At 39.0% G+C, this 17,574-nt stretch carries 12 protein-coding genes; 9 read left to right on the top strand and 3 right to left on the bottom strand.

The features are described from left to right. Positions 1-200: 200 nt before the first annotated feature. From WAE64_RS03000 to WAE64_RS02985, 4 genes are all read left to right on the top strand, one after another. Positions 201-764 (top strand): NfeD family protein, encoded by a 564-nt coding sequence (locus WAE64_RS03000; RefSeq protein WP_340234423.1) that lies wholly within the window; start codon positions 201-203, stop codon positions 762-764. A 24-nt stretch (positions 765-788) separates the two neighbouring features. Next, positions 789-2,315, top strand: a complete 1,527-nt coding sequence (locus WAE64_RS02995) for a flotillin family protein (protein WP_340234421.1) — start codon at positions 789-791, stop codon at positions 2,313-2,315. 203 nt (positions 2,316-2,518) lie between these two features. After that, entirely contained in the window at positions 2,519-3,712 is a 1,194-nt protein-coding gene (locus WAE64_RS02990) for a M20 metallopeptidase family protein (protein ID WP_340234419.1), read from the top strand. Between the two features lie 119 nt (positions 3,713-3,831). Next, positions 3,832-4,152 (top strand): hypothetical protein, encoded by a 321-nt coding sequence (locus tag WAE64_RS02985; RefSeq protein ID WP_340234417.1) that lies wholly within the window; start codon positions 3,832-3,834, stop codon positions 4,150-4,152. A 29-nt stretch (positions 4,153-4,181) separates the two neighbouring features. On the opposite strand, the gene WAE64_RS02980 is transcribed toward WAE64_RS02985, so the two are convergent. Continuing rightward, positions 4,182-5,015, bottom strand: a complete 834-nt coding sequence (locus WAE64_RS02980) for a DUF3298 and DUF4163 domain-containing protein (protein ID WP_340234415.1) — start codon at positions 5,013-5,015, stop codon at positions 4,182-4,184. 128 nt (positions 5,016-5,143) lie between these two features. On the opposite strand from WAE64_RS02980, the gene WAE64_RS02975 reads away from it, so the two are divergent. The 4 genes from WAE64_RS02975 (at position 5,144) to WAE64_RS02960 (ending at position 11,654) form a co-directional block, all read left to right on the top strand. After that, the gene (locus tag WAE64_RS02975) at positions 5,144-6,394 is read left to right on the top strand and encodes a hypothetical protein (RefSeq protein WP_340234413.1); all 1,251 of its coding nucleotides are present in this window, start codon (positions 5,144-5,146) and stop codon (positions 6,392-6,394) included. A 184-nt stretch (positions 6,395-6,578) separates the two neighbouring features. Further along, positions 6,579-7,016 carry a hypothetical protein gene (locus WAE64_RS02970; protein ID WP_340234411.1) on the top strand — a complete coding sequence of 146 codons (438 nt, stop codon included), beginning with the start codon at positions 6,579-6,581 and terminating at the stop codon, positions 7,014-7,016. Between the two features lie 15 nt (positions 7,017-7,031). After that, entirely contained in the window at positions 7,032-10,508 is a 3,477-nt protein-coding gene (locus WAE64_RS02965; protein WP_340234409.1) for an LpqB family beta-propeller domain-containing protein, read from the top strand. Between the two features lie 75 nt (positions 10,509-10,583). Further along, complete coding sequence (locus WAE64_RS02960) at positions 10,584-11,654, top strand: Gfo/Idh/MocA family protein (RefSeq protein ID WP_340234407.1); 1,071 nt, start codon at positions 10,584-10,586, stop codon at positions 11,652-11,654. Positions 11,655-11,699: 45 nt separating this feature from the next. Here the strand turns inward: WAE64_RS02960 and WAE64_RS02955 are convergent, their stop codons facing one another. Both WAE64_RS02955 and WAE64_RS02950 read right to left on the bottom strand, forming a co-directional pair. After that, positions 11,700-13,997, bottom strand: a complete 2,298-nt coding sequence (locus WAE64_RS02955; protein ID WP_340234404.1) for a PQQ-dependent sugar dehydrogenase — start codon at positions 13,995-13,997, stop codon at positions 11,700-11,702. A 197-nt stretch (positions 13,998-14,194) separates the two neighbouring features. Then, positions 14,195-16,339 (bottom strand): glycoside hydrolase family 97 protein, encoded by a 2,145-nt coding sequence (locus WAE64_RS02950; RefSeq protein WP_340234400.1) that lies wholly within the window; start codon positions 16,337-16,339, stop codon positions 14,195-14,197. Between the two features lie 205 nt (positions 16,340-16,544). Between WAE64_RS02950 and WAE64_RS02945 the strand changes: the two genes are divergently transcribed. Continuing rightward, positions 16,545-17,546: a glycoside hydrolase family 43 protein gene (locus tag WAE64_RS02945; RefSeq protein ID WP_340234398.1), complete on the top strand. Its 1,002-nt coding sequence runs from the start codon at positions 16,545-16,547 to the stop codon at positions 17,544-17,546. The last annotated feature ends 28 nt before the right edge of the window (positions 17,547-17,574 follow it).

Below are 17,574 nucleotides of genomic sequence, written 5' to 3'. Positions count from 1 at the left end.
ACCTCTTTTCAGAGCAATTCTTTGCTATGCCCTTTCTACAAATATTACTTTTATAGTTATATAATAAAGTCAAGATTTTATTAGGCTTTTTCTAGGAAAATCCGTGAGTTTATCAAAAATTAATTAGCAATATACGTAAAAAATGAGTATCTTGGGGAGTAAACTTTTTTATCCTTCACATAACATAAATATGAAACCCTATGGAATTTTTCGATAGTTTAGACCCTCTATTACGTACTTTCTGGTACGTTGCCATTCCTACAAGTTTGATTTTTCTTATCCAGACAATCATGACATTTGTAGGTGTAGATGCTGCCGACGGCCTTGAACCTGACTTTGACGGAGACTTAGGTGGCGCTGATGAACCCTTCCAGCTTTTCTCGTTCCGAAATCTCATCAATTTCCTATTAGGTTTCAGTTGGTCGGGTATTTCTTTCTATAAACTCATCAGTAATCCTATTATACTGTCGGTTGTTGCTATGCTCATTGGGGTAGCATTTGTGGCTGTATTCTTCTTTATCATTTTGCAACTTCGCAAATTCTCTGAAAACAATTCTTTTCAGATTAGTAGCACCATTGACCGTATTGGCTCGGTTTACCTCAGTATTCCTGAGCATAAAAGTGGCAAAGGCAAAGTGCAAATAAGTATCAAAGGTGCTTTTTATGAATTAGATGCCATTACGGCAAACGACCGAATCAGAACCAACGAAACCGTGAAAATCATAGGTGTAGAAAACAACACCTTGGTTGTAGAAAAAATTTAACCATCCAATAAACACATGCTCGAAATGTCTTCTCCACTCATTATTATTGTTGTGGCTGCTATTGTACTGTTTGTAACAATCACGGCCCTTATATCAAGGTACAAAAGATGTCCCTCTGACAAAATTCTGGTTATTTATGGTAAAACAGGTGGTTCCTCTGCCAAATGTATTCATGGCGGTGGTGAGTTTATCTGGCCTGTTATTCAGGACTACGCCTTTCTGGACCTGAAACCTATTTCGATTGAAGCCAACCTTACCAACGCCCTAAGCCGCCAGAATATCCGTGTTGATGTGCCTTGTAGATTTACTATTGCGATTTCGACTGAAGCTGATAGCATGAACAACGCTGCTGAAAGATTATTAGGACTTTCGGCCGACCAGATTCAAGAATTATCGAAAGATATACTTTTCGGACAGCTACGTCTGGTGATTGCGACCATGACAATTGAAGAAATCAATTCTGACAGAGATAAGTTTCTGGATAATATCTCGAAAAACGTAGATACCGAATTAAAGAAAATCGGTCTGAAACTGATAAACGTAAACGTAACCGATATTAAAGATGAATCGGGCTACATTGAAGCATTAGGGAAAGAAGCCGCAGCAAAGGCTATTAACGAAGCGAAGGTGAGTGTTGCCGAACAAGAGAAAATCGGGGAAACCGGAAAAGCAATGGCAGACCGTGAAAGAGATACGCAGATTGCCGAAACCCACAGAGACCGTGACGTAAAAATTGCAATCACACAAAAAGACCGTGAAATTAGTATTGCATCGGCTGGAAAAGATGAAGCTATCGGTAAAGCCGAAGCGGCCAGAGATACCCGTGTAAAAACATCAGAGGCAAATGCCATTGCGGTAAAAGGAGAAAACGAAGCCAAAATTGCCATTGCAAACTCAGAAGCACTCAGACGAGAGAAAGAAGCCGAAGCACTTCGTGTGGCTATTTCGGCCGAAAAAGTACAACAGGCCAAAGCCCTGGAAGAAGCCTATATGGCCGAGCAAAAAGCCGAATTGGCTCGTTCGGAAAGAGAACGCTCTACCCAGATTGCAAACATTGTGATTCCGGCGGAAATAGCCAAACAAAGAGCCATTATAGAAGCTCAAGCTGATGCAGAAAGGATAAGAGAAAATGCAAAAGGAGAAGCCGACGCTATTTATGCCAAAATGGAAGCCGAAGCCAAAGGTTTGTATGAGATACTAACCAAACAAGCCGAAGGTTACAGAGAAGTAGTAGCTGCCGCAGGTGGAGACCCAACCAAGGCGTTCCAGCTATTATTAATTGAAAAATTACCCGAATTGGTTAAAACGCAGGTGGAAGCTGTTAAAAACATCAAGATTGATAAAATCACAGTGTGGGATTCGGGCAATGGTACAGCCGAAAATGGCAATTCTTCTACTGCTAATTTTGTATCAGGCATGATGAAGACCGTTCCGCCACTTAATGATTTATTTAATATGGCCGGGCTTAATTTACCAACTTATCTGAAAGGTGACGAGAAATCTGAAGCACCTAAAGATGAGGCTAAAGAAGAGCCTAAAACAAAAAAATAATAAGGTTTTATTTATTAAAATCTAACCAGAGTGCTACTGTTCAGAAATGGGCAGTAGCACTTTTTGTTGAAATGTGTGGTAACCAAATTAATCTATACGTATCTTCGCAATCTTTTTAAAAAAATATTAATTTTTTCGGAAGCTTACTATTTTTCATTGAAAAGCGGTAGTTTTGAGTTCCGATTACCAAAGATAATTTGCGTATGTCAATCGATTCTAAAATAAAACAGTTAGCCAAAGAGTATGCCTCAGAAACCATTGCTAACCGTCGTTATTTGCATACTAACCCTGAACTTTCTTTTCAGGAGTATAATACTGCCCGTTTTGTAGCTCAAAAACTCAAAGATATTGGGCTAACCCCTCAAGAAGGTGTTGCTGATACTGGTGTAGTAGCTATTATTGAGGGCAAAAATCCCGAAAGTAAAGTAATAGGTTTAAGAGCCGATATGGATGCATTGCCTATTTTTGAGAAAAACGATGTGCCTTATAAATCTATCAATGAGGGTGTTATGCACGCCTGTGGGCACGATGTACACACGTCGTCGTTATTGGGTACAGCAAAAATCTTGCACCAACTACGTGACGAATTTGAAGGAAGCATCAAACTGGTTTTTCAGCCGGCCGAAGAAAAAGCGCCCGGTGGTGCTTCAATTATGATAAAAGAAGGGGTACTGGAAAATCCGGCCCCTGCAAGTATGCTAGGCCAGCATGTTGCACCTAATGTGCCTGTTGGTAAAATCGGGTTCCGTGAAGGAATGTATATGGCGAGTACTGACGAACTATACCTGACAATAAAAGGAAAAGGTGGGCACGGTGCTATGCCCGACCAACTGATAGACCCTGTTTTAATAGCCTCACACGTGATTGTATCACTTCAACAGATTATCTCTCGTAATCGTAAACCGGCTAATCCATCAGTATTATCTTTCGGACGATTCATTGCTGACGGCGTAACTAACGTGATTCCGAATGAGGTAACTATTCAGGGCACATTCCGTTGTATGGACGAAGAATGGAGAGAAGATGGCCTGCGCCGCATGAAAAAAATGGCCGAGGGTATTACAGAAGCGATGGGCGGTGTGTGCGATTTTGAAGTTGTGAAAGGTTATCCGTTTCTGAAAAATCACCCTGAGCTTACACGTCGCATGAAAAACGAGGCGATTGCTTACATGGGTGCCGAAAATGTAATTGACCTTGACTTGTGGATGGCAGGCGAAGACTTTGCCTTTTATTCGCAAGTAGTAGATTCTTGTTTTTATAGATTAGGTACACGCAACGAAGCGCGTGGTATTATTTCGGGTGTACATACACCAACTTTTGATATTGACGAAACTGCATTAGAAATTGGTCCCGGGCTTATGTCATGGTTAGCAATCCGTGAATTGGTCAAACAATAACTATCTGGAGTTATTTAATACTCTAACCATATAACTTTTGTTTATAAACTTTTGCTCGTATATAAAATTATGCCCTTAAACTGCTTCTATTTACTTTATCAACTGTAATAGTAAAGTTTATGAAAATTTTAATTATTCTCTTACAAGTGTTGGGGGCGATAACTATTTTTCCGTGGTTTTCGATGGCTGGGTTATCATTTATTGTTTTAAATCCTGCCAAATCACTTAGAAAACACATACCCTGGCTTTTGATTGTGGCTATTTTTTCTTATCCGTTCATTATGGGTAGTAGTTACTGGTGGTCGTGGACAAACTTAATAGGCGGGTATCCTAAAAGAGCTATTTTCTTTAGTTGTTTACCTATTATTGTTTTCGGAATCGCCTATTTACTTATCGCTAATCTGACTGATTTTATAGAAAAAATCAAAGCAAAAAAATAAGGTGCGTTTCCCGCACCTTATTTTTTCTTTCATTGTCCTATGTATTTCTCAACAACAATACCTTTCAGTTCTCGCCAAGGAATATCTAATATAATCATCCCTCGTGCATACGAAGCCACCTCATAAGGATTATACAACAAGCGCAAACCCTGTTTAGTAATGCCTATATTATTTGGCAATATAAACTTACCCCCCGGAAAAAAGTAATCTTCCATCTTAAATTCCATTCCGTTTTCTTTAGCCATGCTTGTTTCTTCTTCTTTAAACTTTATTTCGGCTAGTTTATTCAGCGCAAGGGTATCTTTTATAAAATCTGCGTGCGTCAGAAGGTTGCCCGTAGTAGCATCAAAATTATAGAAGAAAGTATTATAATTTCCGTGAGCTCCGCCTGTATAGGTAGCTTCATTATAATATAAAGATATAACACTCGGCGAAATTAGCATAGTATCGCCAAGCGCCTCATAAGTATAAACCATATTTGGTGCATCGGGCATTTCTTTCTGTGCATCTGTCACGCTGGCAAAAAATGCTTTTGCGGCATTGTCCAGACTTTTAGAAGTATTAGCCTCTGGGCTTCCCTCTGGGTCAACCACCGAATTCAAGCCTTGAATAGGTAAATTAGCCATGTAGTTGTTAATCTTGGTAATCACGGCTTCATCACCGCCTGTGAGTTTAGGATAAACAATATCTATTGATGATATAAGCGTATCGCCTTCTTTAGTAAAATGCGGTGCACTCTCTTGTTTAAAACTAACACTATCAACTGCAATAGCTGCCAACTCTTTGTTATTGCCCGATTCATTACCAGATTTACAGGCCCATATAGCCCCAACTACAACCATTAAGTAAATTATTCTTTTCATTTATATGCGGTTTGTTTGTCAAATATAAAGGTTTCTTTAATCTTGCTAATTATTATGTAAAACAAAATGCTGAAATTTGAGGACTCTTAAGTCAAAATTACATTGCTAGTATAAACAAATACCACAGAATGAAAATCTTTCAAAGATTAAGCGACAACTCATTACCCATCCAATGGCATCATCTTTTATTTTTCAGTTTATTAGTTGCTATTATACCTCACACAGGCTTTTATTTTGATCTAAATAACGATTGGCCTAGGTGGTCGTACTACGCTTTCGAAAATGGCTTAAGTCAAATCTATAATTCTGATACCAACTATATGCCCTTCTACTTGCATGGGCTTTATTGGTTTGGCAAACTACAAGGTAGCAAAGAACTAATCTATGCCAATAGCTATCAGCTCAAATATTTCTTTTTATTGTTCGATTTTGGCTGTGCACTTGCACTTGCCTGGGCCTTACGCAAATACTATTCTATCAAATTTGCCGAGTACCTGTTGCTGTTCAATTTAGGATATCTTTATTGTACGGTTATCTGGGGCCAGCTAGATAGCATGCCTACTACAATGGTAGTATTGGGTATTATATGCCTTTTTGAACGAAAAATGCTTTGGGCTGCTTTTTTCTGTACACTTTCTATTTATGTAAAACTACAAGCCATCATATTTGTTCCGTTTTTTGTGATTATTCTGGTATATCAGCTATTTCAAAAATTTGATAGATGGATACTGTTAAAAATGCTTGGTATCTCTTTACTTACCCAATTCTTCTTGTTGATTCCTTTCATAACAGGTGGCACTTTCTGGAACTTCATTAAGGTTGTAAGAGAATCAGTGGGTTTTTTCCCGAGAGTCTCATGGCATGCCTATAACTTTTGGTATCTGGTAGTGAAACAAGACCCCACTTTATTGAACGATACCCTACCTTTTGCAGGGCTAACCTATAAAAAATGGGGCTTCTTATTGTTTTTTGGCTCGTCAGCCCTTGTATTTATACCGCTTTTGTTCAGAACATACATTTTTGCAAGATTCAAAAAAATAGCCGATGCCGATTATTATGCCTTATTATGGCTTACTGCCGCAACCATAGCAACGCTATTCTTTTTTGTAAATACGCAAATGCACGAGCGATACTCCTACCCTGCTATTGCGCTATATTTTGCTTATGCACTTATTAGCGGACAATATTCACTCTTTGCCTTGGTTTCGGTAGCGCACCTTGCCAATGTTGATGGCATGAATAAATATTTTGGGCTAAATCCCTATAAACCTGAATATACTGCGCTTTTGTTTGGCTTGGTTCTTCTTATTTCATTCATCAAATTATTAGGTTTTGCAAAGAATTTAAAGCGAGAATACACCCAGCAAGCCAAGAACTGATATGTTACTATTTGATTAAATTACGTCATATTGATTGATAAAAATACTGTTTTATAGCCATCTTATAGAAAATAAAATCAATAAATAATGAAAACTAAACATTCAAAACAACCAATCCAGACAAAATAAACAATTTATTTAGGTTATTCTAATTTTATAGATAAAACTAAAATTTCAAAAAAAATTGAAAATAAAAACTATACTATCCTTTACACTTTACGGACTAGCGGCTCTAACGTTTAGTTCTTGTACAAAGCATGCCAACCCCTTAGATTATACGCAAAAGCAGTTGATTTTTGGAAGTGGTGGTGGTTTCGCCAATCAGGTAAATGAGTATCGTTTACTTGAAAACAAACGCTTGTATTTCAGAAAAAACAATGATTCTACTTTTACTTCACTTGGCCGGCAAAAGGCCAAAATAGTGAAGGGTCTTTTTAAAGAATCAGACGTACTTTTTCAAGAGACAATGACCTTTAACGAACCTGGCAATATGTACTATTTTGTACGCTTACAGAAAGATAATCAGATACAATCGGTTGTATGGGGCAGGCCAAATACAGAGGCACCTGAAAAAGCAAAAGATTTGCATAAGCACCTAATGAATTTAGTACCTTTGAACTAGTAAATTTAACCTATTATGAGACTAATCTTTATCTTACTACTTTTCTTTACAAGTGTAACCTTTGCTCAAAAAGGATTCGAACAGAAGCGCAAACCAACAGCAGACAAAAGCCATACGCCTAAAGGTCAATTCTTAGAGATTGAAGGCAGCAAAAGCGATAAAAATGCCCGACAACTGAATACCAAAGGGCTCACTACCAAGTTTATAAGTAAATATAAAGTTACAAAAGACCCCACAACCGGAAGGGTGCTAATGATTGAAAACTTTTCGAAACCAAGCAACAAAGCCCGGGTAAGTGCGCAAGCGTTAGCCACCGATTTTCTGGGAGAAGTAAAAGCAACCTTGCAGATTCAAGACCCTGATGCAGAATTGCAGATTCAGAAAACTGAGACTGACGAAATTGGCATGACACACATGCAATTGCAACAAAAATATAAAAATATACCTATTTATGGCGGTGAAGTATGGCTACACTCAAGAAACAATAAAATTGAGACACTCAATGGTCGCAACTTCCCTACGCCAAAACTTACCTCTGTACAGCCTAAACTAACGCAAGAAAAAGCTATTGACCTAGCAATGGCCGATGTTGCTAAGAAATCAATTGTGCAAAAAGGCATCAGCAATGCGCTTATCAAACAAGATAACTCTGCCGAGCTTTTGATTTATCATACCGACGAAAAAGGACTGGATGCACGACTTACCTACCACCTGAGCATCAGACCTAATATGCTTGAGCGATGGGTATATTTTGTAGATGCCAATACTGGCGAGGTACTAAAGAAATTTAACCATACTTGCGCCCTTGATGGTCCATTTACTGCCTCAGCCCGTGACCTCAACAATGTTAACCGTACCGTTAATATCCAGCAGCACAATGGTACCTATTACATGATTGATACCCAAAGGCCGATGTATAACAAAACCAGTTCTAAGCTACCTGATAATCCGGTAGGTGGGATTCTGACAATTGATGCACGAAATACACCGTCTAATGATACTAAATATTCTCATATTGTAACGAGCAATAACACTAGCTGGAACGCCACTGCTGTGTCGGCACATTACAATGCCGGTATCTGTTATGATTATTTCCGAACTAAATTCAACCGTAATTCATTAGATGGCAAAGGCAGCAGTATTATTTCGGTTATTAACATAACCGATGAAGACGGCAAAGGAATGGACAATGCCTATTGGAATGGTGCTTTTATGGGTTATGGTAATGGAAATACATCATTCAAACCTTTGGCTGGAGCACTCGATGTAGCAGGCCATGAAATGACACACGGCGTAGTAGAAGCATCAGCACGTTTAGAATATCAGAACCAATCAGGAGCCTTGAATGAATCTTTTGCCGATATTTTTGGTGCAATGATTGACCGTGACGACTGGAAAATGGGTGAAGATGTAGTAAAAGCAGGCTCGTTTCCATCTGGTGCTTTGCGTGATTTGCAAAACCCTAATCAAGGCGGAACAAGTATCCGAAACGCTGGGTATCAGCCTAAAAATATGTCGCAGTACATGTTTTTGAAAAATACAGAAGAAGAAGATAACGGTGGAGTACATATTAACAGCGGTATTCCGAACCATGCTTTTTATCTGTTTGCTTCTCATGGCAGCGTAGGTAAAGACCGTGCCGAACAAGTATATTACAGAGCCTTAACCAAGTATCTTACACGTACGTCTAATTTTGTAGATGCACGTTTGGCGGTAGTAAAAGCTGCTACTGATTTATACGGTGATAATTCGGCAGTTGTAAATGCAGCTAAAGCTGCCTTTGATGGCGTAGGTATTGCCGACCCATCGGGTAATGGAAACCCTACTCCTAACCCAACACAGCAGAATATTCCTGTAAACAATGGTGGTGATTTTATATTAGTTTTCGACCCCACAGATGACCGTTTATATACAGCAAAAGCTACTGACACTAATTTTAAACCTATTTCAGAAAGTGGTTGTTTAAACAAACCAAGTATTACTGACGACGGCCAATATGCTTATTTTGTAGGAAAAGACAAAAATATACGCCGTATTGCGCTTACTGGAAACTACAAAGAAGACCAACTAACCGAAGATGCAGTTTGGGACAACGTGGCGGTATCGAAAGACGGAAAAAGAGTGGCAGGCTTAACGCTTGAAGAAGAGCCTTACATATATGTATTTGACCTTGAAAACAATGCTAAAGGAGCAAAATTTAAATTGTACAACCCTACGTATTCGTCGGGAGTAAGCACTGGAGAAGCACTATTTGCCGATTCATTCGAATGGGATTATTCGGGTGAACTTATCATTTATGATGCATTTAATCGTTTAAGTAGTGTTTCGGGTACTATTGAGTATTGGGATGTGGGCCTTATTAGAGTATGGGATGCCAGTAAAAAAGCTTTTGGCGACGGAAAAATCGAAAAACTATTTACCGATCTTGAAGAAGGCGAAAGTATCGGAAACCCGTCATTATCAAAAAATTCCCAGAATGTAATAGCCTTCGACTACTTTACAACTGATGAACCCGATGTGTATTACCAGATTGGCGTTGATATTGAGAATAATGACCTTGACCTTATCAACGAAAATAACGACATCGGATACCCGGGATATTCTCGTCTGGATGACAAGATGCTCTTTAATTCAAAAAAAGGCAGCCAGTCAACGGTTAAGATTATTAACATGCAACAAAATAAGATTTCGCCGTCGGGTAATGCGCAAGAATTGTTTACCGATGCAAAGTGGGCAGTTTGGTACGCACAAGGCACAAGAGCCTTACCAACTAAAACAGACCAAAGCATTACCTTTGGTGCTATTACCGACAAAAACCCTGGTACAGCTTTTACATTGACAGCCACTGCAAGTTCAAAACTACCAGTGCAATATGCAGTTGAAGCCGGTGATGCTACTGTAAATGGTAGCAGAGTAATTTTAGGTAGTAAACCTGGTAAAGTAACTATTCAGGCATTTCAGGTAGGTAATAATCAGTTTAACTCGGCTAGTGCCCGACAAATATTCTGTATTATTCCGGCAACGCCGAGAATTACTTCGAGCGGGAATACTCTTGTAGCTTCGGGTGGTACAAAATATCAGTGGTATCGGAATGGTTCAGCCGTAAATAATCTTACACAGAGTACTATTACACCAAGCAGTAGTGGAGGTATTTATACAGTAAGAGCACTTACTGATGATGGTTGTAGCAGTGCAGTTTCTAATGCTATTGAAGTAAAAGCAACGGCAGTAATATTAGCTGCTGAATTAGACGAAGATATTCAAGTAAGGCTCTATCCGAATCCTACCAGCGACGAACTAAAGATAGAACTTCCTGCGGGAATTGTTTTTAAAGAAGCATCGTTTTATACTCCAACGGGCATTAACGCCAAGCAAGTTAATAAACTTTCGGCCAATAATTCGGTCAATATCAGCCAATTGGCCAAAGGCGTGTATGTAGTACAGATAAAAACCTCCAGAGGGAATGTGGCACGAAAAATTGTGAGAGAATAATCACCAATTAAATATTTAATCAGAGAGGGCTCTATTGAATTTTGAACAACCCTAAAAAATAGTATGACAAAACTTATGAGTAAAATTAGAGTATTAGTAGTTGGCTGCGGCAACATGGGTGCTTCTCATGCCATAGCTTATCACACCAATGATGGTTTTGAAATTTGCGGTATTGTTTCAACCGGAAAAAGTAAAGAAGTACTAAACGAACGCCTTGGCGGTGGTTACGAATTGTTTTCAGATTATGACGAAGCACTCGCAACAACTAAACCAGATGCCGTTTGTATTTCGACATACCCCGATACTCACGAAGCATTTGCCATAAAAGCACTTGAAAGCGGTGCACACGTGTTTATCGAAAAACCATTGGCCGATACCGTAGAAGGAGCCGAAAGAGTAGCTGCCGTTGCTAAACAAACAGGTAAAAAAGTAGTGGTAGGTTATATTCTACGCCACCATCCATCGTGGGAGAAGTTCGTAGAATTATCGCACCAATTGGGTAAGCCTTTGGTAATGCGTATGAACCTGAACCAACAAAGCCACGGCAATATGTGGGATGTACACCGTAACTTAATGAAAAGCCTGAGCCCGATTGTTGATTGTGGCGTGCATTATATTGATGTGATGTGCCAGATGACCCGCTCGAAACCATTACAGGTTACTGCCATCGGTGCTCGCTTAACAGACGATATTGCAGCCAATAACTACAACTATGGCCAGCTGCAAATCAGATTTGAAGATGGTTCGGTAGGTTGGTATGAAGCAGGTTGGGGCCCGATGATAAGCGAAACTGCATTCTTTGTTAAAGATGTAATTGGCCCTAAAGGCTGTGTATCTATTGTTGCCAAAGAAGCAGGTGCTAGCGGAAAATCAGATAATGTAGACTCACATACCAAAACAGAGTCATTACGTTTTCACCATGCTGATATTGATGAAAATAATCAGTTTACAAAAGAAGATACCTGGATTAATCTGACAGATGAGCCAGACCATCAGGAGCTTTGTAACAGAGAGCAACGCTATTTCCTGAAAGCTATTCAGGAAGATGTTGACCTGACAGACCACGTACAAGACGCTGTCAATAGCTTAAAAATAGCCTTCGCTTGCGACGAATCGGTAAGAACCGGGCAGGTGGTTTATTTATAAAACTAAAGAAAGCCAGATAGCGAAAAACTATCTGGCTTTCTTTTTTTACTCCTTATAAATCCTGAAAACCTTGGTTTTATTTCCGTATTTCAGGCTCAGAATATAAACGCCGAAGCTCTGACTTGATAACTCTCGGTTAACTTGCGCTTTCAAATCTCTCCAGTACCCTTCCTGTTCACTCACCATCTGCCCGGTATTTCTGAATAATTTAAGCTGAATCAGATGGCTGTCCATATCATCACTTGCCAATAGCTCAATCGTATTTTTAGTAGGATTTGGATAAACACTTAATATTACAGGCTCGGGATCTGGGTCAGGGTCAGGATCGGGGTCTGGATCACCTTCACATATTGGTTTAATATCTTTCTCGTAAGTTGTAGATAAACCTGTACCATCTGAAGCATCTGAAACCACTAAACTTATTCTATAAAAATAGGTCTGACTATCACACGGCACTTGTCCTAAAACAATCTGCCCCTCCGGCCTTCGCAACATACTCACAAAGTGTGTATGCTCTTCATGATGCAGCACGACAATCCATTGATACGTCAAATCGGTTTGTTCTTTGTCGGTAACAGTGGCCGAAAGATTAACCGTAAGGTCATGGTTATTCACAAATGAATTAATCTTATCAATACTTGTGTTTACAATAGTTGGCGGGGTATTATTCAGATGAATCTTAAAAGTTTTGGTATCTGATTTACCTATATTATCTATTACCTTTAGTGTAGCCGTAAAGATTTGCGGCGCTGTTGATACAGCCACATAAGTATGCGTAGGATTCGCCAAATCAGATGTTTTGCCATCGCCAAAATCCCATACAAAAGTCAAAGGTCCATTTTCAGGGTCTTTTGAGTCACTTGCCTTGAAGTTCACTGTCAGCGGACTTGCACCATACATAGGCGATGCTTCTGCCACAAGTACAGGACGCAGATTTGCGTTAGGGTCAAAGGCTAGCTTTCTTACCTCGCTGATATTAGGATATAAGAAACTAACATAATAAATAGCACCATCAATTGGGTTTACAGCAAAACAGGTTGGGTTCACTCTATCTGTAAAATCAATTACCTCTACCGGATTATTTTTTTCATCGAAACGAAAAGCTTTTACCCATCCTTCATAATCTCCCTGAAAATACAGGTTTCTGTATGGTTCAGGAAAAACACTCATGGTATAGAAAACCCCTCCGATAGAAGAATTACCCGTAAATGGCTTCCCCTTAAACTCAGCCGAACCAACCCCATAGGCTTCTCCATTTACTAAGCCTTGTGCCAACGGGCCTCTCCATTCAATCACAGGCATTACAGGGTTTTCGGGTTTATAGGCTGCATCGGCATAAGAAGCATTAATATAACTCAAGCCTTCGTAAGTAGGCCAGCCAAAATTTTGCCCGCCTTTACTTATAATGTTAATTTCTTCTCTGTGGCTCCAACCCACATCACCTGCAAAGATATTACCCGGATTCCCATCAGCAGGGTTAGTACTACCCGTATTAGGCTGCACCTCAAAACGGAAAGGATTACGCAACCCATAAGCCCATATACGAGACTTAGCAGAACGAGGTGTATTATTTTCGTAAAATGGATTTGAAGCTATGCCATTTCCTGTAAGTGGGTCAATCCTTAGTATTTTACCATTCAACGAGTTTAATGACTGGCTTCTATAAGCATTTATATTCTGGTCTTCGGTAATAATGCCGACAGAGATAGCCTCCTGAAACCAAGGATTTTGTCTGTCATCGGCAGGAGGTTCACTTGCCAGGGCAGCATCACCTGTTGATGCCAGCAATGTACCATCTTTGGCAAATACCAATGAGCCTACTCCGTGGTTATCGACCAGAATCGGAATTCCTGTTGAAATACTTTCTCCTAACAATACCTTTCTACTACTCAGGTCAACGCTCTTAAAACCTGCGCCCTTGTTAAGTGTATAACGGGTAATACGCCCGATGGTAGTTTTAAAATTATCGGCATTGGTAGAGTCATAAGCGGGTGTTCCGAAGTACAACACATGATGCCGTTTTACAGCATAGAGCAGATAGATATAACCATTATTCAAAAAATCAGGGTCAAGTGCTACACCATTCAAGCCGTGGTCGTTAAAGTCTAATACTTCCTGGCTTATGTCAATAATTGGTACAGGGTTTTTCTGGCCGTTTTCAACCATAAAAATCTTACCTGCTTTTTCCCATACATACATTCTTCCCTGTTTATCAAACGTAAGCCCAACCGGAACTGTCCAGTTATTTGATACTTGCTCGTCAACAAAACCTGTTGGTTGTGCATAGCTCTCACGGAAAAACAAGCAGAATAAACAAAGAAGAAAATACAATCGTGTTTTCATAATTGGTTGTTGTGAATGTAACAAATTACCGAGTTCTTTTTTTAGTCTTTTATTATAACGCATACGAGTCTTATTACCTTGTGTTAAAGGTATGACTGTGTTTTGCGGTAAATGGTTTGATAGGCTCAGTATTAATTTCAATATTTTATGCTGATGCACATAAATATTGCTGATATAACTTAAAACAACGGCTGTAATTAGTCAGTACACCCACCCATTTTGGCAGTAAAAGTGGCACCGGGTTTTACTTCAAATCCTGATTTTAAATCAATTGATTTACCTGCATCATAGTTTACTTTTCTATTGGGTGCTATTTTCACCGACGATTCTATTTTATCAGACACCTTATAGTCGTCTTTTACATCTAAAGTATTATTTGAGAGGATATATGATGATTGACAGGCTTTTCTATTTAAAATTATCAGAAAACCACCATTTGGTTTCATTACTTCATTAATATTGAAATTTGACTGAACAACAGCATCTGTTTCTGACGGCACAATATCTCTTGGGGTATTCCCATCTTTTAAAACTAATTTTGTGTAATCGCCATTGGCTATAAGAGGGAAGTTCAAGTTTACAGTCCTAACACTATCTTCTCCGTTAATCCCCGATATATACCAGTTTTCGCCTTTACGCCTAGCCATTATCACGTGTGTACCCGGAAATCCATCTATCAGATGGGTTTCGTCCCATGTTGTCGGAAACTGCTGAATCATTTTCTGTGCAATAGGCGGTAAACCCAAATAACTTTCTGCTCTGTCTACAAGATGAGTTTGGCCCGACTCAAATGTATTCAACAAGGCTATTTCGTGTACATCGGTTGTATAATGTACCACGCCACGCCCTTCGCCTATAATTACAGGCGTATAGTCCATCGCTCCGATGGCATTACGGGTAAAGGGTAAAATGGTATGATGAATCGCCGCCTTGGGTCTGAAATTATCACCATCAAACAAATAAGCCTCAGCACCCTTAACAGCTTCCATTGCTACCAGATTCGGGTAAGTTCTCTCCCACCCTTTTGGAACTGTACTCCCATGCACATTTACCATTAGCTGGTAGTCGGCTGCATCTTTAAATATATCAATATATTGCTTAATTACTTCTTGTTTATCGCTTTGGAAAAAATCTATTTTTACACCTTTTATACCTAGATTTTTTATCCGCTGAAACTCGTTTCTTCTAATCTCTCTTACATGCATCAGGTCTCTTGGTTGATCTTCATAAAAATCGTTGGTTGGCCCACCTGAATTATACCAAAGCCATAATTTCACATTTTTTGAATTAGCATGGCTAATAATATCATCAATATTACCCCCATTACCCATATTATTCCATTTAAGGTCAACTAAAAAATAAGGCAGGTTAAATGTTGATGTAAAGTCAATAAAGTTTCTTAGTGCAATAAAATCAGTTGGGCTAAAAAGGTTCGACCACCAACTCCAGGCCGATAAACCCGGTTGTATCCACGACATATCAGCAATGGTTGAAGGTGAACTTAAATGGCTTACTAAATCTGATTCTACTATTGTTTTATTTTGTGTACCTATTACTATCACACGCCAAGGCATTACCCAAGGCAAAGTCGATTTAGCAAAGCTGGAAAAACCATTACCATCTTCTTGTGCAGGAGGGGCGAGCCTGTAAGTTCCGTTGCCTGCATAAGTATCAATATGGCTGGCAAAGAAATTATCCTGTAAGTCAGACTCTGTTATAAGAATCCAGAATTTTGAAGTTTTAAACAGCGCAGGAAAAACCGAGGGGTTCCATACCCCTTGATTCATTGGCGCACTATTAAAAAACCTTTCATAAACAGGATGAAAATTTGAATATTCCTGGAGCCATGAGGTACCATTGGTTGGCAACTGAAAAGTTGTATTTTCTCCTGTTACATAATATTCAGCACCTGATGTTTCCGGAAACACATACCTAAAACCAACACCATCGTTATAGGCACGAAAAACCACGTCCATCAGTTTATTATTCAATTTGAAACTTAGTTTCATTTCATTGGCATTGTTTCTAAGGCTAAGTTTCTTACCGGTGGCTTTCTGATAATTTTCATCAATGCTTCTGGTACTAATGCCTTCAAAGCTAAAGTTATTTGCAAAAAACTCATCCATTCTTCTCACGCCCAGTTCCGATTCATTAATAACGCGTTCCGTTACGCTATTTTCAATATAATCGACATAATAAACCAGGTTTCCATTAGGCTGTTTGAGCTCAACCGTGGCTCTGATTTTATTATCAGGTGAGTACACACTCCAACTTTGAGCGATGGTTTGTAATGTGGAAAAAAAACAGATTGAAAGCCCAAAAAGCAAAATTCTTTTTTTCATAAAAGTTATAAGTGTTTTAAACATTGGCTATATCTAAGCGACAGGGTCGAAAAAAAAGTAAATATAGTCCAAAAATCCAGAAATTGTGAATTAACTTTTAAGGGTTCAGGCTTAGTAGCTATTAATAATATTTGTCATTTTTTGGTACTGTATTCTAAAGGCTGGTATATTTACCACCTTAAATTAATATCAACTCTTATAAATCATGACAATCAGCGGTTCTTTTAATCTTAGCCTAAAAACTTTATTTTTCTGCGTATTACTATTAGTCTCTTATGGGCAAGCAGATGCCCAAAATAAAAAAACATCAGGCAATCCTGTTTTCCCTGGTTGGTATGCCGACCCCGAAGGTATCATTTTTGGCAAAAAATACTGGATATATCCTACGTTTTCGGCACCTTATGAGAAACAGGTCTTTTTTGATGCTTTCTCGTCGCCTGATTTAGTAAACTGGACTAAGCACGAAAGAATACTAGATACTGCCAGTGTAAAATGGGCAAAACGTGCCATGTGGGCACCATCAATTATTGAAAAAGACAAAAAGTATTACCTGTTTTTTGGCGCAAACGATATTCAGAGCGACAACGAGCTAGGAGGTATAGGTGTAGCAGTAGCCGATAAACCCGAAGGCCCTTACAAAGACCTTTTGAATAGACCCTTGGTTGATAAATTCCATAATGGTGCACAACCTATCGACCAGTTTGTGTTTCATGACAAAGGCGAGTATTACCTGATTTATGGCGGCTGGAAGCATTGTAACATTGCCCACCTGAAAAAAGATTTTACAGGTTTTATTCCGTTTGAAGATGGTAGCATTTTCAAAGAAATTACGCCTGAAAGCTATGTAGAAGGCCCGTTTATGTTTGTAAAAGATGGTAAATACTACTTCATGTGGTCGGAAGGTGGCTGGACAGGCCCCAATTATAGCGTAGCCTATGCCATTGCCGATTCTCCGTTCGGGCCTTTTAAGCGTGTTGATAAAATATTACAGCAGAATCCTGATATAGCCAGAGGTGCAGGCCATCATTCTGTTATTCATGATAAAAAAAGTAAAGACTGGTATATTGTTTATCATAGAAGACCTTTAAACGAAACCGATCGTAATTCAAGAGAAACTTGTATCGAAAAAATGTATTTTGATGAACAAGGATTTATTAAACCTGTAATAATTACTAAGGAAGGAGTAGAACAAAGCAAAGTTAAATAATTACCGTATTATTTATAATGGTTATGAA

The organism is Emticicia soli (assembly GCF_037860775.1).
GTDB classification, from domain to species: Bacteria; Bacteroidota; Bacteroidia; order Cytophagales; family Spirosomataceae; genus Emticicia; species Emticicia soli.
This window is presented reverse-complemented; position numbering and strand designations above follow the sequence as displayed.